This window comes from Arthrobacter psychrochitiniphilus (assembly GCF_003185915.1).
GTDB lineage: Bacteria > Actinomycetota > Actinomycetes > Actinomycetales > Micrococcaceae > Specibacter > Specibacter psychrochitiniphilus.
Genome location: NZ_QHLZ01000001.1, coordinates 672697 through 689199 on the forward strand (window position 1 = coordinate 672697; position 16503 = coordinate 689199).

The 16503-nt window shown below is 61.4% G+C and carries 11 protein-coding genes; 5 read left to right on the plus strand and 6 right to left on the minus strand.

What is annotated here, in order from left to right; all coding sequences use genetic code 11:
* The first annotated feature begins 216 nt into the window (after positions 1-216).
* On the plus strand, positions 217-735 hold the full coding sequence (locus CVS29_RS02880) for a hypothetical protein (protein ID WP_110104788.1): 519 nt from the start codon (positions 217-219) through the stop codon (positions 733-735).
* 466 nt (positions 736-1201) lie between these two features.
* Here CVS29_RS02880 and CVS29_RS02890 read toward each other — a convergent pair whose 3' ends face one another.
* The 5 genes from CVS29_RS02890 to CVS29_RS02910 all read right to left on the minus strand — a co-directional run bounded on the left by CVS29_RS02890 (position 1202) and on the right by CVS29_RS02910 (position 8395).
* Entirely contained in the window at positions 1202-1543 is a 342-nt protein-coding gene (locus tag CVS29_RS02890) for a hypothetical protein (RefSeq protein ID WP_110104790.1), read from the minus strand.
* 39 nt (positions 1544-1582) lie between these two features.
* A complete protein-coding gene (locus tag CVS29_RS02895; protein ID WP_110104791.1) occupies positions 1583-2218 on the minus strand; it encodes a CG0192-related protein in 636 nt (211 codons plus the stop codon).
* A 66-nt stretch (positions 2219-2284) separates the two neighbouring features.
* Positions 2285-5176, minus strand: a complete 2892-nt coding sequence (locus tag CVS29_RS02900) for an ATP-binding protein (RefSeq protein WP_110104792.1) — start codon at positions 5174-5176, stop codon at positions 2285-2287.
* Positions 5177-5266: 90 nt separating this feature from the next.
* Entirely contained in the window at positions 5267-7108 is a 1842-nt protein-coding gene (locus CVS29_RS02905; RefSeq protein ID WP_110104793.1) for an HSP90 family protein, read from the minus strand.
* Positions 7109-7201: 93 nt separating this feature from the next.
* Entirely contained in the window at positions 7202-8395 is a 1194-nt protein-coding gene (locus tag CVS29_RS02910) for an ROK family transcriptional regulator (protein WP_110104794.1), read from the minus strand.
* 175 nt (positions 8396-8570) lie between these two features.
* On the opposite strand from CVS29_RS02910, the gene CVS29_RS02915 reads away from it, so the two are divergent.
* Genes CVS29_RS02915 through CVS29_RS02930 form a run of 4 tightly spaced genes read left to right on the plus strand, consistent with a single transcriptional unit; the run spans position 8571 to position 13162 of the window.
* Positions 8571-9893 (plus strand): extracellular solute-binding protein, encoded by a 1323-nt coding sequence (locus CVS29_RS02915; protein ID WP_110104795.1) that lies wholly within the window; start codon positions 8571-8573, stop codon positions 9891-9893.
* Entirely contained in the window at positions 9880-10782 is a 903-nt protein-coding gene (locus tag CVS29_RS02920) for a carbohydrate ABC transporter permease (protein WP_110104796.1), read from the plus strand. The genes CVS29_RS02915 and CVS29_RS02920 overlap by 14 nt, the downstream gene beginning before the upstream one ends.
* A complete protein-coding gene (locus tag CVS29_RS02925) occupies positions 10779-11696 on the plus strand; it encodes a carbohydrate ABC transporter permease (protein ID WP_245932022.1) in 918 nt (305 codons plus the stop codon). Before CVS29_RS02920 ends, CVS29_RS02925 begins: the two co-directional genes overlap by 4 nt.
* Positions 11693-13162, plus strand: a complete 1470-nt coding sequence (locus CVS29_RS02930; protein ID WP_110104797.1) for a sulfatase-like hydrolase/transferase — start codon at positions 11693-11695, stop codon at positions 13160-13162. The genes CVS29_RS02925 and CVS29_RS02930 overlap by 4 nt, the downstream gene beginning before the upstream one ends.
* A 141-nt stretch (positions 13163-13303) precedes the next feature.
* On the opposite strand, the gene CVS29_RS02935 is transcribed toward CVS29_RS02930, so the two are convergent.
* Positions 13304-16483 (minus strand): family 16 glycosylhydrolase, encoded by a 3180-nt coding sequence (locus CVS29_RS02935; RefSeq protein WP_170120876.1) that lies wholly within the window; start codon positions 16481-16483, stop codon positions 13304-13306.
* Positions 16484-16503 lie beyond the last annotated feature (20 nt).

Here is a 16503-nt window from a genome sequence, read left to right on the forward strand (position 1 = left end):
CACCAGCCGGGGCACAACATCGAAAGCCACGCCATGGATGCCGCGCTGCTGCGAAGCGTGCAACCCGAGCTCGCGGCACTCTCGGCCACGGACCGAGAGATTTTTCGGCTCTGCCTTGTCAACGCTTTTCAGCTACGAAGCCGCTGCACAGTCATTGGGAATCACCCATTCAGCAGTCCGCAACCGGCTCTCCCGCCAGCGAATAAAGGATGCATCATGAACAATGAACAACACGATCACTGGCCCACTGACGCTGACATGGACCGGGTTTGGTCTAGCACCCAAAATGAAATCGCACGGAAACAGCACACGGCCAAGATGCGTAAGGTGACTCTCCTGGCCGGCACGGGAACACTGGTGCTCGGTATTAGCGCAGCAGCAATTGTTATTCCCGCAACCCAGTTCCAGATCGACAACACGACCCGTTGTTACAGCGCGCAATCCACCACTTCTGAATATACGGATGCCGCACAGGCTGATGGCATGGACCCCCTTGGAGTTGCCGGTGCCATCAGTTCCTGCGAAGCCACCTGGGCCTACGGATTCATGGTTCCCGGAAAATTCGTTGGCCCCGAGAACACGAATCATGGCCCCGTCACCACATCCCCCGCTTTGGGTGCCTGCCTGAATCCCAACAACACCGTGGTTGTGTTCCCGCTTAAGGACGAGCGTGGGACCGTTCTGACTGAGGAACAGCTCTGCCAGAAGGTCAATCTACGCCTGGCAGCCAGATAGCCTGGCCCGCGCTCCCAGTCCCTGGCCTTTTAGTCAGGGGCCCCTTCGGTCCGGTGAATGGATGCCGGATGACACCGGGGCAGAGCTAAAAGGGGATAAGTTTGTCTGTGAATTCCAAGCAGCCGAGTACACCAAGAACGACGACGAAAGCCTTGCCTTTGCTGGTTGTCATACCGGCTTGCGCCCTGATCGCGGGTATTGTGCTGTGGCTAATTCTCAACCCACTGCTGCCCAGGCACCTTGCCAGACATGTGGGCCCGACGGCGTTGGGTACAGCCCCACAATCCTTGTGCTGGCCGTCCTGGTCGCCGTGGCAACCATGCTGAGCCTGATTCGGCGTCGCCCAAGAGCAGGCCTCCAGCAACTCGGTAGCCATGGGTCTACTGGGCTTTCTGCTCCTGTTCATTGCGGCAGCAATTGCTTACGCCGCGCTGCTCCCACGGGCAGAACCGGAACCTGTGCCTTACTAGAAACCGGGAATCAGCCACACGGCAAATCCCATGACCACGGCGCCGCTTGCAATGGCAACGCTCCGCCACGGACGCATGCCGAAACGCCGGGCCAGCGGCCACGCTCCGAGCCCTGCTCCGGTGAGCACTACTGCGAAGGCAACAAGGCCGGCAATGGTCGCCCAGGACTCTTCGCCGTCGTTGGTAGTGGGCTCCCCCGCCCAGAGACCCATGGTGCTGCCGAGCGCTTGCAGGCCAATGAACAAGAAGACGGCAGGGATGATCAATAGGATAAACGCCGCGGCGTAAATCAGCACCAGAAAGCAGATTCCCAGGGCTTTCTTCCGGGGCTTGGGCACGGTCAAGCCACTCTCGGCTATCGTTTCCCCGCTCTGAGCTCAGGCAGCGATAGCAGCGGCAAGCAAAACCGGTACTTCCTGCCCGTCCCAGCGCGCGCTCAATGAGTGCTCATGCTGCACCGTCCCGGTGGTGTCCAATTCTCGCAAAATGGCAAAGTTCACTGCTCCGCAGGGAACGTTCGTGATTACCCCGGTGGTCGCCGGGAACCCGCAGCGCAAGTCCGGCAGCCCGGCGTCGGACGTGGCGGGTGTTCCCGTACTGGCCAGCTGGACCGTGGCCGGAAGGACTCCCCCACCAGCGGCGGCAAGGGTTTCCACGGCCTGCGGTTTGCCAGTCAGGATCGCAGCAGCGAGTTCGCCGAGGTAGACGGGATCGGCTGTAGCATCGTAGACCCAGCGCCGGCCCAGGACTGAATGCTCCATGGTGGCGATGAGGAAATCCTGCGCCCCAGCCAGCGGCGCGCCCCGGTACGTCAGCGGCACCTGATAGGTGCGGCCGTCTACCGCCACCAGGTGGGTTTCAATCCCCACTTCACCCGCAGGGTCATCGAAACGGTAGGCACCAACCCTTACGAGAGTGGCGGCGGCGCCCTGAAACCACGGCTGCGATGGCAACCACTCAATGAGGAGCTCGGACTTGGACGGGTGCAGCTGCGCGTCATGAATAATAGCCATGCGGCCCAGTCTAGGTGGCACAGTACTAAGTGGCACCCTATTAAGTTACCCAGCGCGCAGAGGTAGCTAGCCGCGCTGCTGGCCTTCTTCCGCCTCTGCGCGCACAGCTGCGGCTTCAGCATTTCGGCCACCGGCTTCAAGACAGTCGGCCAATTGGTGGCGGACAATTTCCTGCCCCTGAGGATCCCCCTGCAGCTCTTCCAATACGCTGTGGTAAATAGCCACGGCGTCGTCATGGCGTTTGGCATTGTCCAGCATGTGCGCAGCCTGCAAAAGCGCCAAGACGGACTGCTGTTGCCCATCATCAAGAGTTTCCAAGGCACTGGCGGCTTGCAGTGCCTGCGCCACCGCCGCATCCACCTCTTCTGCCCGGAACAGGTGGCGGGCACGGATCAGCTGGATCTGCGCCGCCTGCACGCCCGAATCGGCCTGTACGGCAAGCGTGCTGGCGGTCTCAATCGTGGCGGCGGCGGTATCGTCGTCGTCCAGGCTGAGCACTTCCGCTAGCTGCATGTGGGCGGCGATCAGGGCCTGCGGCTCTATCCCAACAGCCCCTGATTCAAGAGCACTCGCCAACGTGTCAACGGCTTGCCGCGCGCTTTGGGCAGCCAGCTCAAGATAGCCCGCTTCCTGATAAGTGGAACTGAGCGCCAGGTGCAGCTGTGCCACCCGGTCAGCTTCCCCGTTGGCCGCAAAAGCCGTAATTCCCACAGCCCAGGCGTTCACCGCACCGCCGAGTTCACCGGCGCCGCGCAGGGCCATACCCAGAAGTTCGTACAGTTCCCCGCGGTCATGGTCCCCTATGTCCAGCCCGGAATTATTCAGGGTCTCATCTATGATCTCAATGGCTTCCTCGTTGGAGCCGTGTTCCACCAGATCCCTGGACAGTGTGTAGGCCAGGCCCAGAACTTGCGGGGACTCGGCCAACCGGGCCTGCGCGATGCCAAAGCGCAGGCGCGAACGGAATTCCTCGGTACGGCCCATATCGGCCAAAATGGCCGCCGTCAGGGCACTGGACTGCGCCGCAGTCTCACGCGCTCCCACACTCAACAGCAAATCCGTGGACTCTTCGGCATCGGCCAAGGCGCTGACGAGCTCACCTCGCTGTGCCGCCAGCCGCGCCCGCATCCCCAAGCTGGTGGCCCTGCGGACCACGTACGTCTCCAGCTCCAGATTCCGTTGCACCCAACGGCTCATTTCCTCGAGGTCATCAGATTCAACGGCAAGGCGCAGCATGAGCGAGGAGTGATAAGCCCTGGCCCGGCGCAGCACTTGCTCCGATGGTGCCAGGAAAGAAACGGCCCATTCGTTGATAGCCGCCTCCGTCTCCGTCAGGGCTACCCGGGCTTGTTCTAGGTGACCGCCGGCGATCAAGAGATAGGCACGGTCGGCATAAAGGTCATAGCAAGCTTCGGGGTGGTCTGTGAGGGACGCCAGTTCCTTGGTGATGAGGGCCAGTTTCGCCTCAGTACCTTCCGCATTGTCCGCATTGCCTGGCCCGTCCAGCAGCTCGGTGGTCCGCTCCGCCAAAGCCGCCATGGTCTCATCCCCGGCAGCACGCAGCGCAATAGCACGCAACGAAACGGATTCCCGCAGCAACTCCGTATTCTTCTCCCCCGGTAAGCTGGCGTAAATTCCGCCAGCAACCCGGTGCAGGGAGGCCAGCTCCCGGGGGTCTTCGGTGCCGCGCACACCGCTGGCATAGGCCGCCAGCGCTGCGTCATACTGGCCGGTAGCTGCTAAATCTATAGCCCGAATACGCCACTCTTCAGTGCCCTGAGGTTCGACGGCGGCCGGCTGGGCCAAGGTAGTGAGCGCCTCGTCCCCGAGCGGCAACGGGTGAGTTTCGGCCACCAGCTCCCGGCGTGCTCGCACCTGCTGGGCGTGCCAGCTGTTGCCATTGCGATCATCGAAATCTGCAGCCAGGGCCTCCGCCGCAGCCCAGCACAAGGGCGCCAGTTCCTGGGCGGAAAGAACACCCTGACGCTCCCCCAAGAAGGGATTCAGAAGTGCGCTGTCCGAGCCCCGGATAGGGATCTCGCCGTTGCCGCCTGCAACCACTTTCTCCATCAGCAAGCCCAGCGCGGTGAGGAAGTTCAGGTGTTTCCGGTGGGACAAGGGATCGTGGGCCAGCCAGGCCAAATGCCGTTCGGCCAGTGCCACGCCACGGGCCTCATTGCCTGTTACGGCACAGAACACCACATGGTTGGCGATGATCCCCAAGTTATCGGCGTTGTTCCGGGCTGCGCGCAGACTGCGCCGGTGCAAGGAATCCAGGCCATCTACGTCACCGGCGCGCAGTAAGGGAAGTAGCACCATGGAAATTGCGTTCTCCGGCTCTTCACCGCAACTGAAGCCGCCGTCCATGATTTCCGCAAAGGCGCCAATACCCTGTTCCACATCCCCAATGCTCAGGTAGTAGTCCATGGCAACCGAGCGGACACAAGCCTCGCAGTGGGAGTAGTCATCACGCTCCGTGGCATTCAGGGTGGCGAACGCTTCCCGGGCGTCCTCGAGATGGCCATCATAGAAGGCCAATTCGAAGCGTGCCATGGCCACCCCGGACATCCCCAGGTTGGCCCTGCGGTAATGCTGGTCCATGTCCTCCATGACGGCCGCTATTTGTTCTCTGGAAAATCGGGGGTCGGCGCCCAGCACGCCCGCCATCCATTTGAACTGCCACATGAGGTCGCTGCCCTCATCAGGCTCTGCCGGGAACCGCAGCGGGTCTTGGTCATGCTTAGCCAGGCACCAGGCAAAATTGGTCAGGAGCATGTCCGTGTCTCCTGACATTTGGGCATTGTTGCCCATGATCAAGCGCACCCGGTATTCACCGGACTCATCGCCTTGCTCCACGGCGAGCGCCAACGCCTTTTCCACAATGGCAGCAAGTTCGGGCCCCCAAGAGGAGGTTGCCGCCTCGTGGATGAGGCCTTCAAGTCCTTCGCTCGTGTTCATTTCAAGTTCCCTCACGGTGGCAGGTTGTTGGCGCCCGGGCTAGGGGCGGTGCCGGCAATGGATCAACCAGCGATTAAAATTCGGGCGGCGCTAATGTTCCAGGCTCAACTGCACCAGGTCACTGAGCGATTCGGTGAGCAGGCTGCGCTGGGCGGCTCCCAACGGCAGATGAGCTGCGAGCATGGCCTGCACATACAGCAGCTTCATGGTCCGGTTAAACACTGCCTCGTCGCTGCTGCGGGCCAATGTGCGGATCAGTGGGTTCTCCCAGTTGGCGCACAGTGTGGCTTGTGGCAGCCGGCGGTTGAGCTCCGTTGCAGCGTCTAGCGACTTTCCTGCCTGGTCCAGCACACCGTTCCATAACGAGTTGGACACCCTGCGGGCGGCGCTGCGCTGGAGTCCTCGCAGCACCGCATCATCTGCCAGATACAGTGCCGAAACGTTGGCCGGTGAAAAACTGCGCACACTGACTTGTACGTCAAAGGAGGCCAGTACGGCACTGGCGCGCTGTTCGAAGACCAGCACCGTGGCACGCTCGGCCAGGGCCGGGACGGCGAGAGTATCCAGCAGCGAGGCCAGGGCAACCTTCTCCACGGTGGCCCCGTCAAAGAGGAATGGCAGGCGGCGGATAATCTCCGCGTCATACACGTAGCCCCCATTGACCACGGGGTCCTCGGCAGGGACAATCGCGGCAATTTGGCGGAATTCTTCCAGCGACTCTGTGTAGCGGATGAGCTGCTTGCGGGACACCAGCTCCTCGATGCTCATCCGTCCGGCAGTGGTCTCCAGGCTCAGCCAACGCGTCAGGAATGAGGCAAGTTCGTCGTCGTAGGCCACCAGCGATTTCAAGCCCAAGTGGTGGATGGAGACAAACTCTGCCAGCTTGTTCGGGTTCCCGGTACCCATGCGGATGATCCAGGCGCGCAGGGCCGCACCCAGCTCAGCCCGGGTGATCTCCAGCGATTCATCGGCCACCAGCGATTCCCGGGACGCCGTGGGTTTCAGACCGGTGGAATCCACCACGGCGCGTGCAAAGAACGCCCACTCAGGCAGCAGGTCCTGACTGCGCTCCTCCACCAGCATGCCGCCGAGGTACACCGAATGCGCGGCACGGGCTGCCGGTGGCGGCGTGAACGGCAGGATGTAGGCGGTGCCGCGCGTGCCGGTGGCGGGGCTACTCAGCTCAATGGCGTCCAGCGGGCGGGTGCCCAGAAGTTCGGTGCCCAGTTCCATGATCTCGCCGCGCCGATCAAGACGCTCCTGACCGCCCAGCGCAAACACGGGTGACTGGTTGATGGTGTCGAATCCGCCGGTGCCGTCGGCAATCAAGATGGGCACGGGCAGGTAGCGCCCGTAGCGGCTGGCCAACTCGGTGACCTGTGCGCGGTGGCACAGTTCAGCATCGTCAGCGCGCGGGCGCAGCTTCACACTGGTCCCCACGGGAAGCTCGGCACCGCGCAGAACACTGACGCTGAAAGTCCCGGCCGCGGACCCTACCCAGCGCACGGCGCTCTCGCCGGCTTTGCGGGAGACAACCACAATTTCATCAGCCACCATGAAGCAGGAGAGCAGGCCGATCCCGAACTGCCCCAATAGATCCTGGCGGGGCATGTCAAAGAAGTCTCGTTTGGAGCTGCGGCCCACCGTGGCTAACAGTTGCGCCACTTCCTCCGCGTTCAAGCCGATCCCGTCATCATCAATGCGAAATTCGGGGTTGTCCGGGCTCGAGGGGAATATGCGGATCTCCCCGCGCCCTTCGCCGTCCCCGTAGCCGGATTCCGCACGCCTAGCGGAAATGGCGTCGCACCCATTTTGAATCAGCTCACGCAGATAGACCTGCGGGCCCGAATAAATGTGCCGACTTAGCAAATCAACAACGCCGTGCAGGTCAACTTGGAACGGACGGGCCTGGGACCCAACAGCAGAACTCATGCCCTCAATCCTATCGGCCACCACGCCCGGCGGGTGCCGGGCCCGGCGTTCAGACCGGTGTTCAGCCGCGGCGCTGCGGAACGATGGCGGTGTTCAGATCAGTTGCGGCAGTCCCGAGTGCAATGCGGCCCAGCCGATGGGGTCACTAAAGAGGATTTCCGCACCAAGCAACCCAACCCCCACGGTGGAGGCCTCATCACCGAGCGGGGACTTCACCATCAGCTGGGCAGCCTGAGGATGCAATTGCTCCAGTGCTGCCACAAAGGGCTGCCAGAACGCGTCACCCAAGGCCAGAGGGTAGCCGCCAACTGTCATGGCCTGCGCTGGACGGATGGTGATGACGGCCGCAACAACCCGGGCCAGCCACTGTGCCACCGATTCGATGAGCGTGCAGACCTGCTGATTTCCCTGGCCGGCCTCCTCCGACAACCTCCGGCTGAGATCGTTCATGCCGCCGGGGCCGGTGGTATGGGCTAGGCCGAGCCTGGCGGCACCGTCCACGAGGATTTGGAACCCCGCCACCGCATCAAGACAGCCAAAGCGTCCGCACAAGCACTGCGGCCCGCCGGCCAGCATGGGCATATGTCCGAATTCGCCCACCAGCCCCAGACTGCCCAACGAGCCGTCCCGGATATAGGACAGGCCGGCTCCATAACCAATTTGTAGGTGGGCCAGGTTAGGCAGGCCCATCCTGCTGTTCGCCAGGGCTGCTGCGCCGGAGACATCGGCCAGACGCACCTGGTACCTGTTCTCAATCAGGGATTCCAACTCATCACAAAATGGCACCTTTCCCCACCCCAGTGGCAGGGAAAACTTGACGGTGCGCAGCGAATCATCGAGCTCGGCGGGCAGGGCAACGCCTATGCCAATGATGGTGTATCTGGGCAGGAGGGCTGCGGCCAGAATCCGTTGCGCCAAAATAGCGAGCAGCGCGGGGGCCGTCACACCGGGTGGCAGATCAATGACCTGCTGAGAAACCACTGTTCCGTCCACATCCCTGACCACCTCGATGGCCCGGTCCACGCGAATGTCGAACCCGATGGAAGCAAACTTACCCAGGGCCAGCTGCAGGCCGATGGGCCGGCGCCCCGGACCGGATTGCGGGGCCTGCCCTTCCACAAGGAGACCTGCAGCCACCAGTTCAGCCACGGGTCGTGACACGCCAACCTTGGTCAGGTTCAGGACCTCGGCAAGTTGGGCGCGGGAAATGCCGCTGGCGTCCCTGACGGCGCGCAGCACCCGGACCTGGTTGTGACGTTTAACGCCGCCCTGAGTCATGGAAATCATGTTCGCCCACCGTTCAACAGCTATCTGAGACCGCGTTCAAATTTTGAAAGTTACTCGGCCACCTTGACAGAGTGATACATAACACAGCACCCTTAGTAACATCATGTTACCAACATAGCGCGGAACATGGTGCATCCGCTCCAGGCACACCCAACCGTCATGAAAGTGAAGAGACATGCCCAACGCAGCGCACACTACCTCCCATCTTCCCTCCCGCCGCACCATTCTCCGGGCAGGCACGCTCGCCGCCGGGCTTGGGGCACTATCTGCCCTCTCGGCCTGCGGCACGGGCACAGGATCGGCCACTGGCGGAGGCGGCAAGACACTCTCCTTGCAGTTGCTGGGGGCAGATGAGAAGACCATCGACTTTTTGAAAACAACTGTGGCAGAACAATTCAAGACCAAAACGGGCTTTGAGCTGGAATTGCGCACCTCAGACTGGGCCTCCGGCTTTCAGAAGATGGTCACAGCCGCAGCCAGCAGCTCCCTGGCCGATGTGGTGACACTGGGTGGCATTTGGACCGCACCGCTGGCGTCCAAGAATGCCCTGCTACCGCTGGATGAGAAATTTGCTGCCTGGGATGAAAGCGCACAGTTCAACAAGAACATGCTCACGGACGCCCGCTACGAGGACAAGCTCTACGCGCTACCCTTCGCCGCCGATACCCGCACGGCCTGCTACCGCATGGACCATCTGGAAAGTGTCGGCTACACAGAGGACACGCTGCCCACCACCTGGGATGAATACAAGGCCATGGCCGAGAAGCTCTCCACCAAGAACGGCGGGCCCGCCAAGAGCCCCATCTCCTGGTTCAATGACAAATCCATTGGCATCCAACAGTCCTTTGCACAGCTGATGTTCCAGGCTGGCGGCAGCTACTGGGACTCCTCCGGAAAGGCCACGTTCTCCAGCGACGCGGGCAAGAACGCTCTTGACTACCTTGTTTCCTTCTACAAGGACGGCCTCTCCGACTTCAATGATGTGTTCACCGGCACCGGGGCGGGAGCCGTGGCTGCCGGACGCTCCAGTGCCGAATATTCGGGCTTGCTGGTATACCGCAACACCCAGGACTTTGCGGACAAGCCCACACCGAAGATCGTTGCCGGCCCGCCGTTGAAGGCCACCTCTAGCAGCGCGCCCGTCTCCTCGGCCTGGGTCAACAAGTTCGGCGTTGCCGCTGGCACCAAGCACCAAGACGAAGCCTGGGAACTGGTTAAGCTGCTCACCAGCGTCAGCACCATGGAAACCCTCAATGAGCGGGTCGGCGCCCTTCCCACCCGTACCGACGCCGTCAATTCAGACTTCTTCAAGGGCCTGCCCGAGGGATTCAGCAAGGCCAGCGAATTCGTGGTGACCCAACCCTCAAGTCCCAACATGCTCGCCATCGGCCCGGCCATCAAGATTGTGCTCCAGAAGGCCATCTTGGGCCAGGCCACCACCGAGGAAGCCCTGACTGAAATTGATAAGAAGGTGAATGAAATCAATGGCGTCGCCTAGTTCACTAGCCGAACGGAAAATGCGCCGTGCCGGCGTAGCTCTTGTCACGCCGGCAGTGGCAGTCATTCTGCTTATCAGCATCATCCCCTTGATCGTGGCCGGCTACTTCAGCTTGACCAAGTTCGACATGATCAACAAGCCACAGTGGGTGGGCCTGGAAAACTACCGCAGGCTCTTTGGCGACGAGGCTTTTTGGGAAGCGGCCACAAACACGTTCTATTTTGCGTTCGGGCAGGTGGTTGTCGGCGTTGTTGTGGCCCTCATGGTGGCCATGCTGTTCAGTCAGGCCCTCAAGGGCGGCGCCGCCATGCGCACCGTAGTCTATATTCCGCAGGCCGCCTCTTACGTAGTGATCTCACTGATCTGGACGTTCCTTTTTGATCCGGCTATCGGGCCGATCAACGCAGCACTCAACGGACTGGGCATTGACACCATTTACTTCCTGACCGACCAAAATTGGGCCATGCCCTCCATCATGGTCATGAGCCTGTGGCGCAATCTGGGATATTTCATGGTGATCCTGCTAGCCGGCATCCAAGCCATCCCCACCTCCATCAATGAGGCAGCTCACGTGGATGGCGCTAATGCATTCCAGCGCTTTTTCCTCGTCACCATTCCACAATTGAAGTCAACCCTGCTGTTCGTCTTCGTCACCTGGTTCCTGGGCGCCATGCAAATGTTCACCCAGTCCTACGTCATGACCCAGGGCGGGCCCATCAACGCAACCCGCACCCTCGTCTACCGCATGTATGACTCGGCTTTCACGGAACTGAACATTGGTGCCGCCAGCAGCATCGCCGTCCTGTTGTTCCTGGCCGTTGTGTTGGCCTCGCTGCTGCTGAAGCTTGGCCAGAAGCTGTTTTCCCGACAGGAGCTGTCCACACCATGAGCACCGTCCTTGATCGAATCGACGAAAAGTCGCAGGCCCGTCCACCCCGCATGCAGAAGGCCCGACGGCGGAAACCCGGCCGCGCACGGCTGTACGTGATCGCACTGGTGGTCTGTGCCATGTATTTGGTCCCCATGCTCTATGTGGTGGGGGTTTCACTAGGCGGGCCCACTGCCTCCGGCGGGGCGCTATTCTCCGACGGCGTGCACCCCGAGAACTTCCTCAACGCCTTCCAAAGCGCCGACTTCGCCCTATATTTTGCCAACTCCACCATTGTCACCGTGGTCTCCTCGGCCTGCCAAGTCGCCCTGTCGTGCATGGCAGGTTATGCGCTGGCCCGGATCAATTTCCGCGGCCGGGGCCTGGTCATGGGCGGGCTCATCGCCCTTCTGGTAGTACCTCCAGAAGTCATCATGGTGCCACTGTTCATCATCTTGACGAAGTTCCCGCTACTCGGCGGAAACGACATCCTGGGCGCCGGTGGCGGCGGACTCCTGAACACCTACTTCGGTCTCATGGTCCCCCATCTGGCCAGCGCCCTGGGCGTGTTCCTCATGCGTCAGTTCTACATTGACCTACCCGATGAACTGGGCCAGGCCGCCAGACTGGACGGCGCAGGGGAGTTCCGCATCTTCTGGCAGGTCTACACGCCGCTGGCGTTCCCAGCTGTCGCCGTCGTTGCCGTACTGGCATTCCAGGGCGCCTGGAACGATTTCCTGTGGCCCTTGATCATGACACGTTCCAATGACATGCAAACACTCCAGCTTGGCCTGACGGTTTTCTTCCAACAGGACTCCACTCAGTGGAACTTGCTCATGGCAGCCGTTTTAATCATTAGTATTCCCGTAGTGGTGCTGTTCCTCTTCGGCCAGCGCTACTTCCAAAGCGGCATCGTGGCAGGATCGGATAAATGAGTAAGCAAACAGCAGCCAAAGCGCCAAACTTCATTGTTGTCATGACTGACGACCAAGGCGCCTGGGCCCGCGGGCGCACCATGCCCGAATTGATCACCCCTGTTCTGGATGAACTGGGCGAGACCGGATTGGAACTGACCCGGTTCTTCTGCACCTCCCCGGTGTGTTCACCGGCACGCGCGTCGTTGGTGACAGGGAGGATGCCCTCGGCCCACGGTGTGCATGACTGGTTGCGCAGTGAAAACAGCGGTGTCAGCACACGAGGCGTGCATTACTTGCAGGATTTTGCCACCACCCCGGAACTACTCCATGAGGCCGGGTACACGTGCGCCCACTCGGGCAAGTGGCATCTGGGCGACGCCCGCACGCCCGCCCCCGGATTCAGTCATTGGTATAGCCACCGGGATGGCGGCGGATCCTACTTTGGTGCACCTGTCATTGCTGACGGCAAGGAGCAATCCGAGGATGGCTACATCACGCACGCGATCACCAAAAATGCCGCCGCCATGCTGACTGAGCTGGCCCAGGCGGAAGAACCGTTCTATCTGCAGGTGCACTACACAGCACCACATTCCCCTTGGACGGACGGCAACCACCCGCAGGAATATGTGGACCTGTACAAAGACAGCGAGTTCCCCAGCATTCCCCGGCCTCCCGCCCATGACTGGTTCAACTGGGACCACGGCGATCTGGCTGCAGCAATGCGGAACCCGCAGGAAAACTTGGCCGGTTTCTGTGCCGCACTCACGGCGGTGGACCGGGGCGTGGGGAGTCTGCTGAACATTTTGGACGACGCCGGAATCCGCGATGATACCTATGTCATTTTCACCTCCGACAATGGGTTCAGCTGCGGCCACCACGGCATTTGGGGCAAGGGCAACGGCACCACGCCCCTCAACGTGTGGGATAACTCCATCCTGGTCCCGTTCATCATCAACCGGCCCGGGACCATTGTGCCGCGGCTCGATGACACCATGACCTCCGCGGCGTCCCTGCACGCCACACTGCTTGAGTTGGCTGGAGCCCCGGCCCCGCTGGATCCCTTGATTGCCGGCGAGTCCATGGCTCCCCGGTTCCTGAATGACGTCGCAGATGCGGATGCCAGCGCGAAGGATGCCAGCAGGAAGGATGCCATTGTGATCTTCGACGAGTACGGCGGCACCCGGATGATCCGTACCAAGTCCCACAAGCTAGTGGTGCGCTATGGCGGGGCCGTCTGTGAGCTCTACGATCTTCTGGCCGACCCGCAGGAAAGCCGAAACGAGATTGACAATCCCGCCTTCGCGACTCGCCGGCAAGAGTTGCAGGAGCAGCTGACGGACTGGTTTGCCGCGCATTCCGAGCCCCGTTTTGATGCCTTCGACCGTCCCGTCACCGGTCTTGGCCAGACCTCCCCCGTCTGGGTTCCCATGGCCGACTCGCAGCGCTATGTGGAGCCTGGCATTCCTGCCACCCCGGGCGCCTGAGCCGTTTCCGCAGCGAGCTGCACAAAGTGCGGGGCCAGCTTTCCCAGAAGGGAAAGCTGGCCCCGCACTTTTTTGTCTTCTCCAACCGGATCAGTGCCGGCAGGCTCAGCGACTACTGGCCTGCCGGCATCCGGCTACTGATCAGGCCTTGCGACGGCCCTTACCTCCCAGCACCAAGGCCCCTCCTGCGAGCAGCAGGACCAGGATGCCCAGTGCGAGCGCAGGCGAGCTGGCACCCGTACTGGCCAGCCCATCCTCGGCCGCAGTGGTTGTTGTGGCACTGGGCGCAGGGCTCGGGGTTCCACTCGGGCTCTGGCTCGGGCTCGGCAGCGCCGACTCAGTGGGCTCCACCGTCGGCTCGACCGTCGGGTCCACAGTCGGGTCCACAGTCGGCTCAACCGTCGGGTCCACAGTCGGCTCAACCGTGGGCTCCTCAGTCGGCTCAACCGTGGGCTCCTCAGTAGGAACTACCTCGGCAGCGTAGCTCCACGAGGTTTCAGCACCATCTGCAATGGCGTAACCGCTCACGCTTCGCGCAGTGACCGTCACCAGCTTGGGCAACGGGTGGCTGCCCGCCGGAACTACGGCACCATCCACCACGTACTCGATTCCTGTGGTGCCGGGAACCGTGTAGGTGCCTGCGGCTGCATCGAAGGTTACTGCTTCCGGAACGACGGTGATGTCGGCAACGACGGCGTCACCGCTGTTCAGCACGGCTACGGAGTCAACGGACACGGGAAGTGCCGTGGCCCGCGCAACTCCCACCACCGTGGCCGTCAGAACGTGCTTACCCCGCTTGATCGTGGGGCTGGTCCACACCGTGGAGATGGCATCAGCGGCCGCCGCATGATCGACGATGACGGGATCCCCGCCGTCAATGGCATAGGCCACCTGGCCCTGGCCGGGACCAACCGGTACGGTGACAGCCACGCCGTCGCCGTCAAAGCGCATGCTCCAGGATGAGCCTGCGGTGCTTGAGGTGCGCACCGTACCGCCCAGGGCTCCTGTTGCCGGCTTCGCGGTCCACTCTGCGGGGAAGACGAAAGAGGACTGATAGTTCCCCTCCACCGCACTGTCAATGGTCATGGACTGCTTCTTCCATACACGCACGTAATCGAACTTGGACGGCTCAGCGTTGTCGTAAGCGTTGGGGTAAGCGCCGGGGTTATTGACGTAAGGAGCTCGTAAACCGACCGAGAGGATCATGATCTGCTCGGCGGGGTCGTAGACAGGGTCCTTGCTTTCCCGGCGCAACACACCATCCACATACCAGCGCTGAACGCCCGGTCCCCATTCGAAACCGTAGTTATGCATGCTCTCTGACGGGTTCCAGGGCGCCTGGAAGGTGGAGCCGCCGTCGGATTGATGGTTGGGTCCAAGCGCCTTGGACGGCCAGCGGTGCTTGGCGAAGTCGACGGATCCGGGCCGACTCGGGTTCTGCCCCATCTCCACCATGTCCAGCTCGGTGGCGTAGTCGCCCTCGCGCCCGTCCAGCCAGAAGGCTAGGCAGGTCCCCGGGAACGGGGTGCCGGACTGTGCACGGACTTCAAAGTAGCCGAACTTGATGGCTTCCTTGTGCTGGACGCCGCCTGACTTGTTGTACGTTGTGGCGACTTCCTCAAAACCGGGGTTGGCCAGCTTGTTGATTACAGGGGCAGAGTCTGCGCTGAAGGAGGCATCGTCAAACATGGCGACGTCTGCAAAGTCAGCGCCATTCGATTGCAGCCCCACCTGGCAGTTGCTTCCCGCAGTGACGGATACCGCCAGCGAATACTGGGTCCAGGCACCATTGCTGCGCGGAATGCTGGCACTGTTCACCTCCGAGCTTCCATCACAGCCTTGGGTTGCCAGAGCCACGGAGCCTTGGGTTCCCGTGGTCTTTGCCCAGGCAGATAGTGTGTAGCTTCCAGCAGCCAGCCCAGAGAAGCTCTGCTGGGTGCGCGTGCCGTACTGGTTGTAATACGTGTGACGTAGCCCGGTCTTGCCTGTGTGTGCCGCATAGGAGGTGACGGTGTCCGCATTGTTGTTCTGCAGGTTCACATCGATGAGGTTGGTCTGCCACTTGCTCGGGGTGATGTTGAATTCCGAGGTGGGATCGTAGGACTGGGTCAGTTCCAGATTCCCATCCTTGACCACGGCAGCATCATCTTCCCACCGCCATTCGGCACGCCACCCCCATTGATCGGTGAAGCGGGTGAAGCCCTCATCCAGATCAACACCATTAAATTCGGAGGAGTAATCCTCAATCTTGGTCCATTTTCCAGCATTGTCCTGATCTGCCATAGGCATAGCCGCCGCGGGGTTGTCCGCATACGGATCAGGAGTCTCACCCCCGGTTCCGTCGGTAGGTACGTTCGTGGGCGTGCCGCCGTCGGATCCGTCCGTCTTCAAGATGATGGCGTCAATGTCAGGGGCCGGGCCGTTGGCGTTCCACACGGTGATGGTGTTGATGCCCACGTGCAGGTAGCAGGAGAAGGCTTTGCGCAGGGGCGTGCTGGTATTAGGTGCCACGGCCAGATCCAGCAACACCTTCTCGCTGCCTTCGCACTGGACGTTGACATTGCGTTTGCCTGAATCGGGTGAGAGGTATTGGAGTTCAAACTCCTTGTCCCCTGCGGTTTCCATGCTGACCTTGATCCCGATTTGGCCGTTGTTGCCGCCCACATAGCCCACGGTTTTGCCACCGGAGGCCGCTGTGTTGTTCTGAATGACGGCCTTGCCAACAAAATCATTTCCGGCGGCTTCGGCCTCAAAAAGTGTTTGCGCAGCCGTCTCAACAATCACGGCATCAATGTCAGGGGCCGGGCCTGTGGCATTAAAGAACGTGATGATATTTTCTCCTGCCACCAGGTTGGCGCAACTGAGCTGATGCCGTTTGGACTGTTCCCAACTGGGACTCGGTGACAGATCAATCAAAGTAGCTACGCCGTCATTGCATTGGACGGAGACATCCCGGTCCTCACCGGAGACGTACTGCAGGTGCAATTTGGTCCGGGCAGGGTCAATGACGTTGATCTTGACACCAATTTTGCCGTTCCCGCCGCCCACGTATCCCACTGTTTTATTTCCGGAGGCGCCGGGGCGGTCCTGCACCACAGCCTTTCCGGTGAACACGTTCGTGGCAGCCTCGGCTTCGAAGAGTGTCTCGGTGGCAGCCTGTGCTGGCGTCCCGGCCAGCGGAATGACAAAAGCTGCCAGCAGCACCGCTCCCACAGCAGAACCGATGGCGGCGCGGCGCTTGCGCTGGCGCCGCCGCTGCGGAGGTGGTGGTGGATTGATCCCTGCAGCGCTGACGCGCGCCACGAGTTCGGAGTTCAGCATGCTTCCCCTTATAGATACGA

Excerpts from the sequence above, each read along its gene's own strand:
- CVS29_RS02880 (WP_110104788.1), top strand. The coding sequence starts at position 217 with ATGAACAATGAACAACACGATCACTGGCCCACTGACGCTGACATGGAC.
- CVS29_RS02895 (WP_110104791.1), bottom strand. The coding sequence starts at position 2,218 with ATGGCTATTATTCATGACGCGCAGCTGCACCCGTCCAAGTCCGAGCTC.
- CVS29_RS02900 (WP_110104792.1), bottom strand. The coding sequence starts at position 5,176 with ATGAACACGAGCGAAGGACTTGAAGGCCTCATCCACGAGGCGGCAACC.
- CVS29_RS02905 (WP_110104793.1), bottom strand. The coding sequence starts at position 7,108 with ATGAGTTCTGCTGTTGGGTCCCAGGCCCGTCCGTTCCAAGTTGACCTG.
- CVS29_RS02910 (WP_110104794.1), bottom strand. The coding sequence starts at position 8,395 with ATGATTTCCATGACTCAGGGCGGCGTTAAACGTCACAACCAGGTCCGG.
- CVS29_RS02915 (WP_110104795.1), top strand. The coding sequence starts at position 8,571 with ATGCCCAACGCAGCGCACACTACCTCCCATCTTCCCTCCCGCCGCACC.
- CVS29_RS02920 (WP_110104796.1), top strand. The coding sequence starts at position 9,880 with ATGGCGTCGCCTAGTTCACTAGCCGAACGGAAAATGCGCCGTGCCGGC.
- CVS29_RS02925 (WP_245932022.1), top strand. The coding sequence starts at position 10,779 with ATGAGCACCGTCCTTGATCGAATCGACGAAAAGTCGCAGGCCCGTCCA.
- CVS29_RS02930 (WP_110104797.1), top strand. The coding sequence starts at position 11,693 with ATGAGTAAGCAAACAGCAGCCAAAGCGCCAAACTTCATTGTTGTCATG.
- CVS29_RS02935 (WP_170120876.1), bottom strand. The coding sequence starts at position 16,483 with ATGCTGAACTCCGAACTCGTGGCGCGCGTCAGCGCTGCAGGGATCAAT.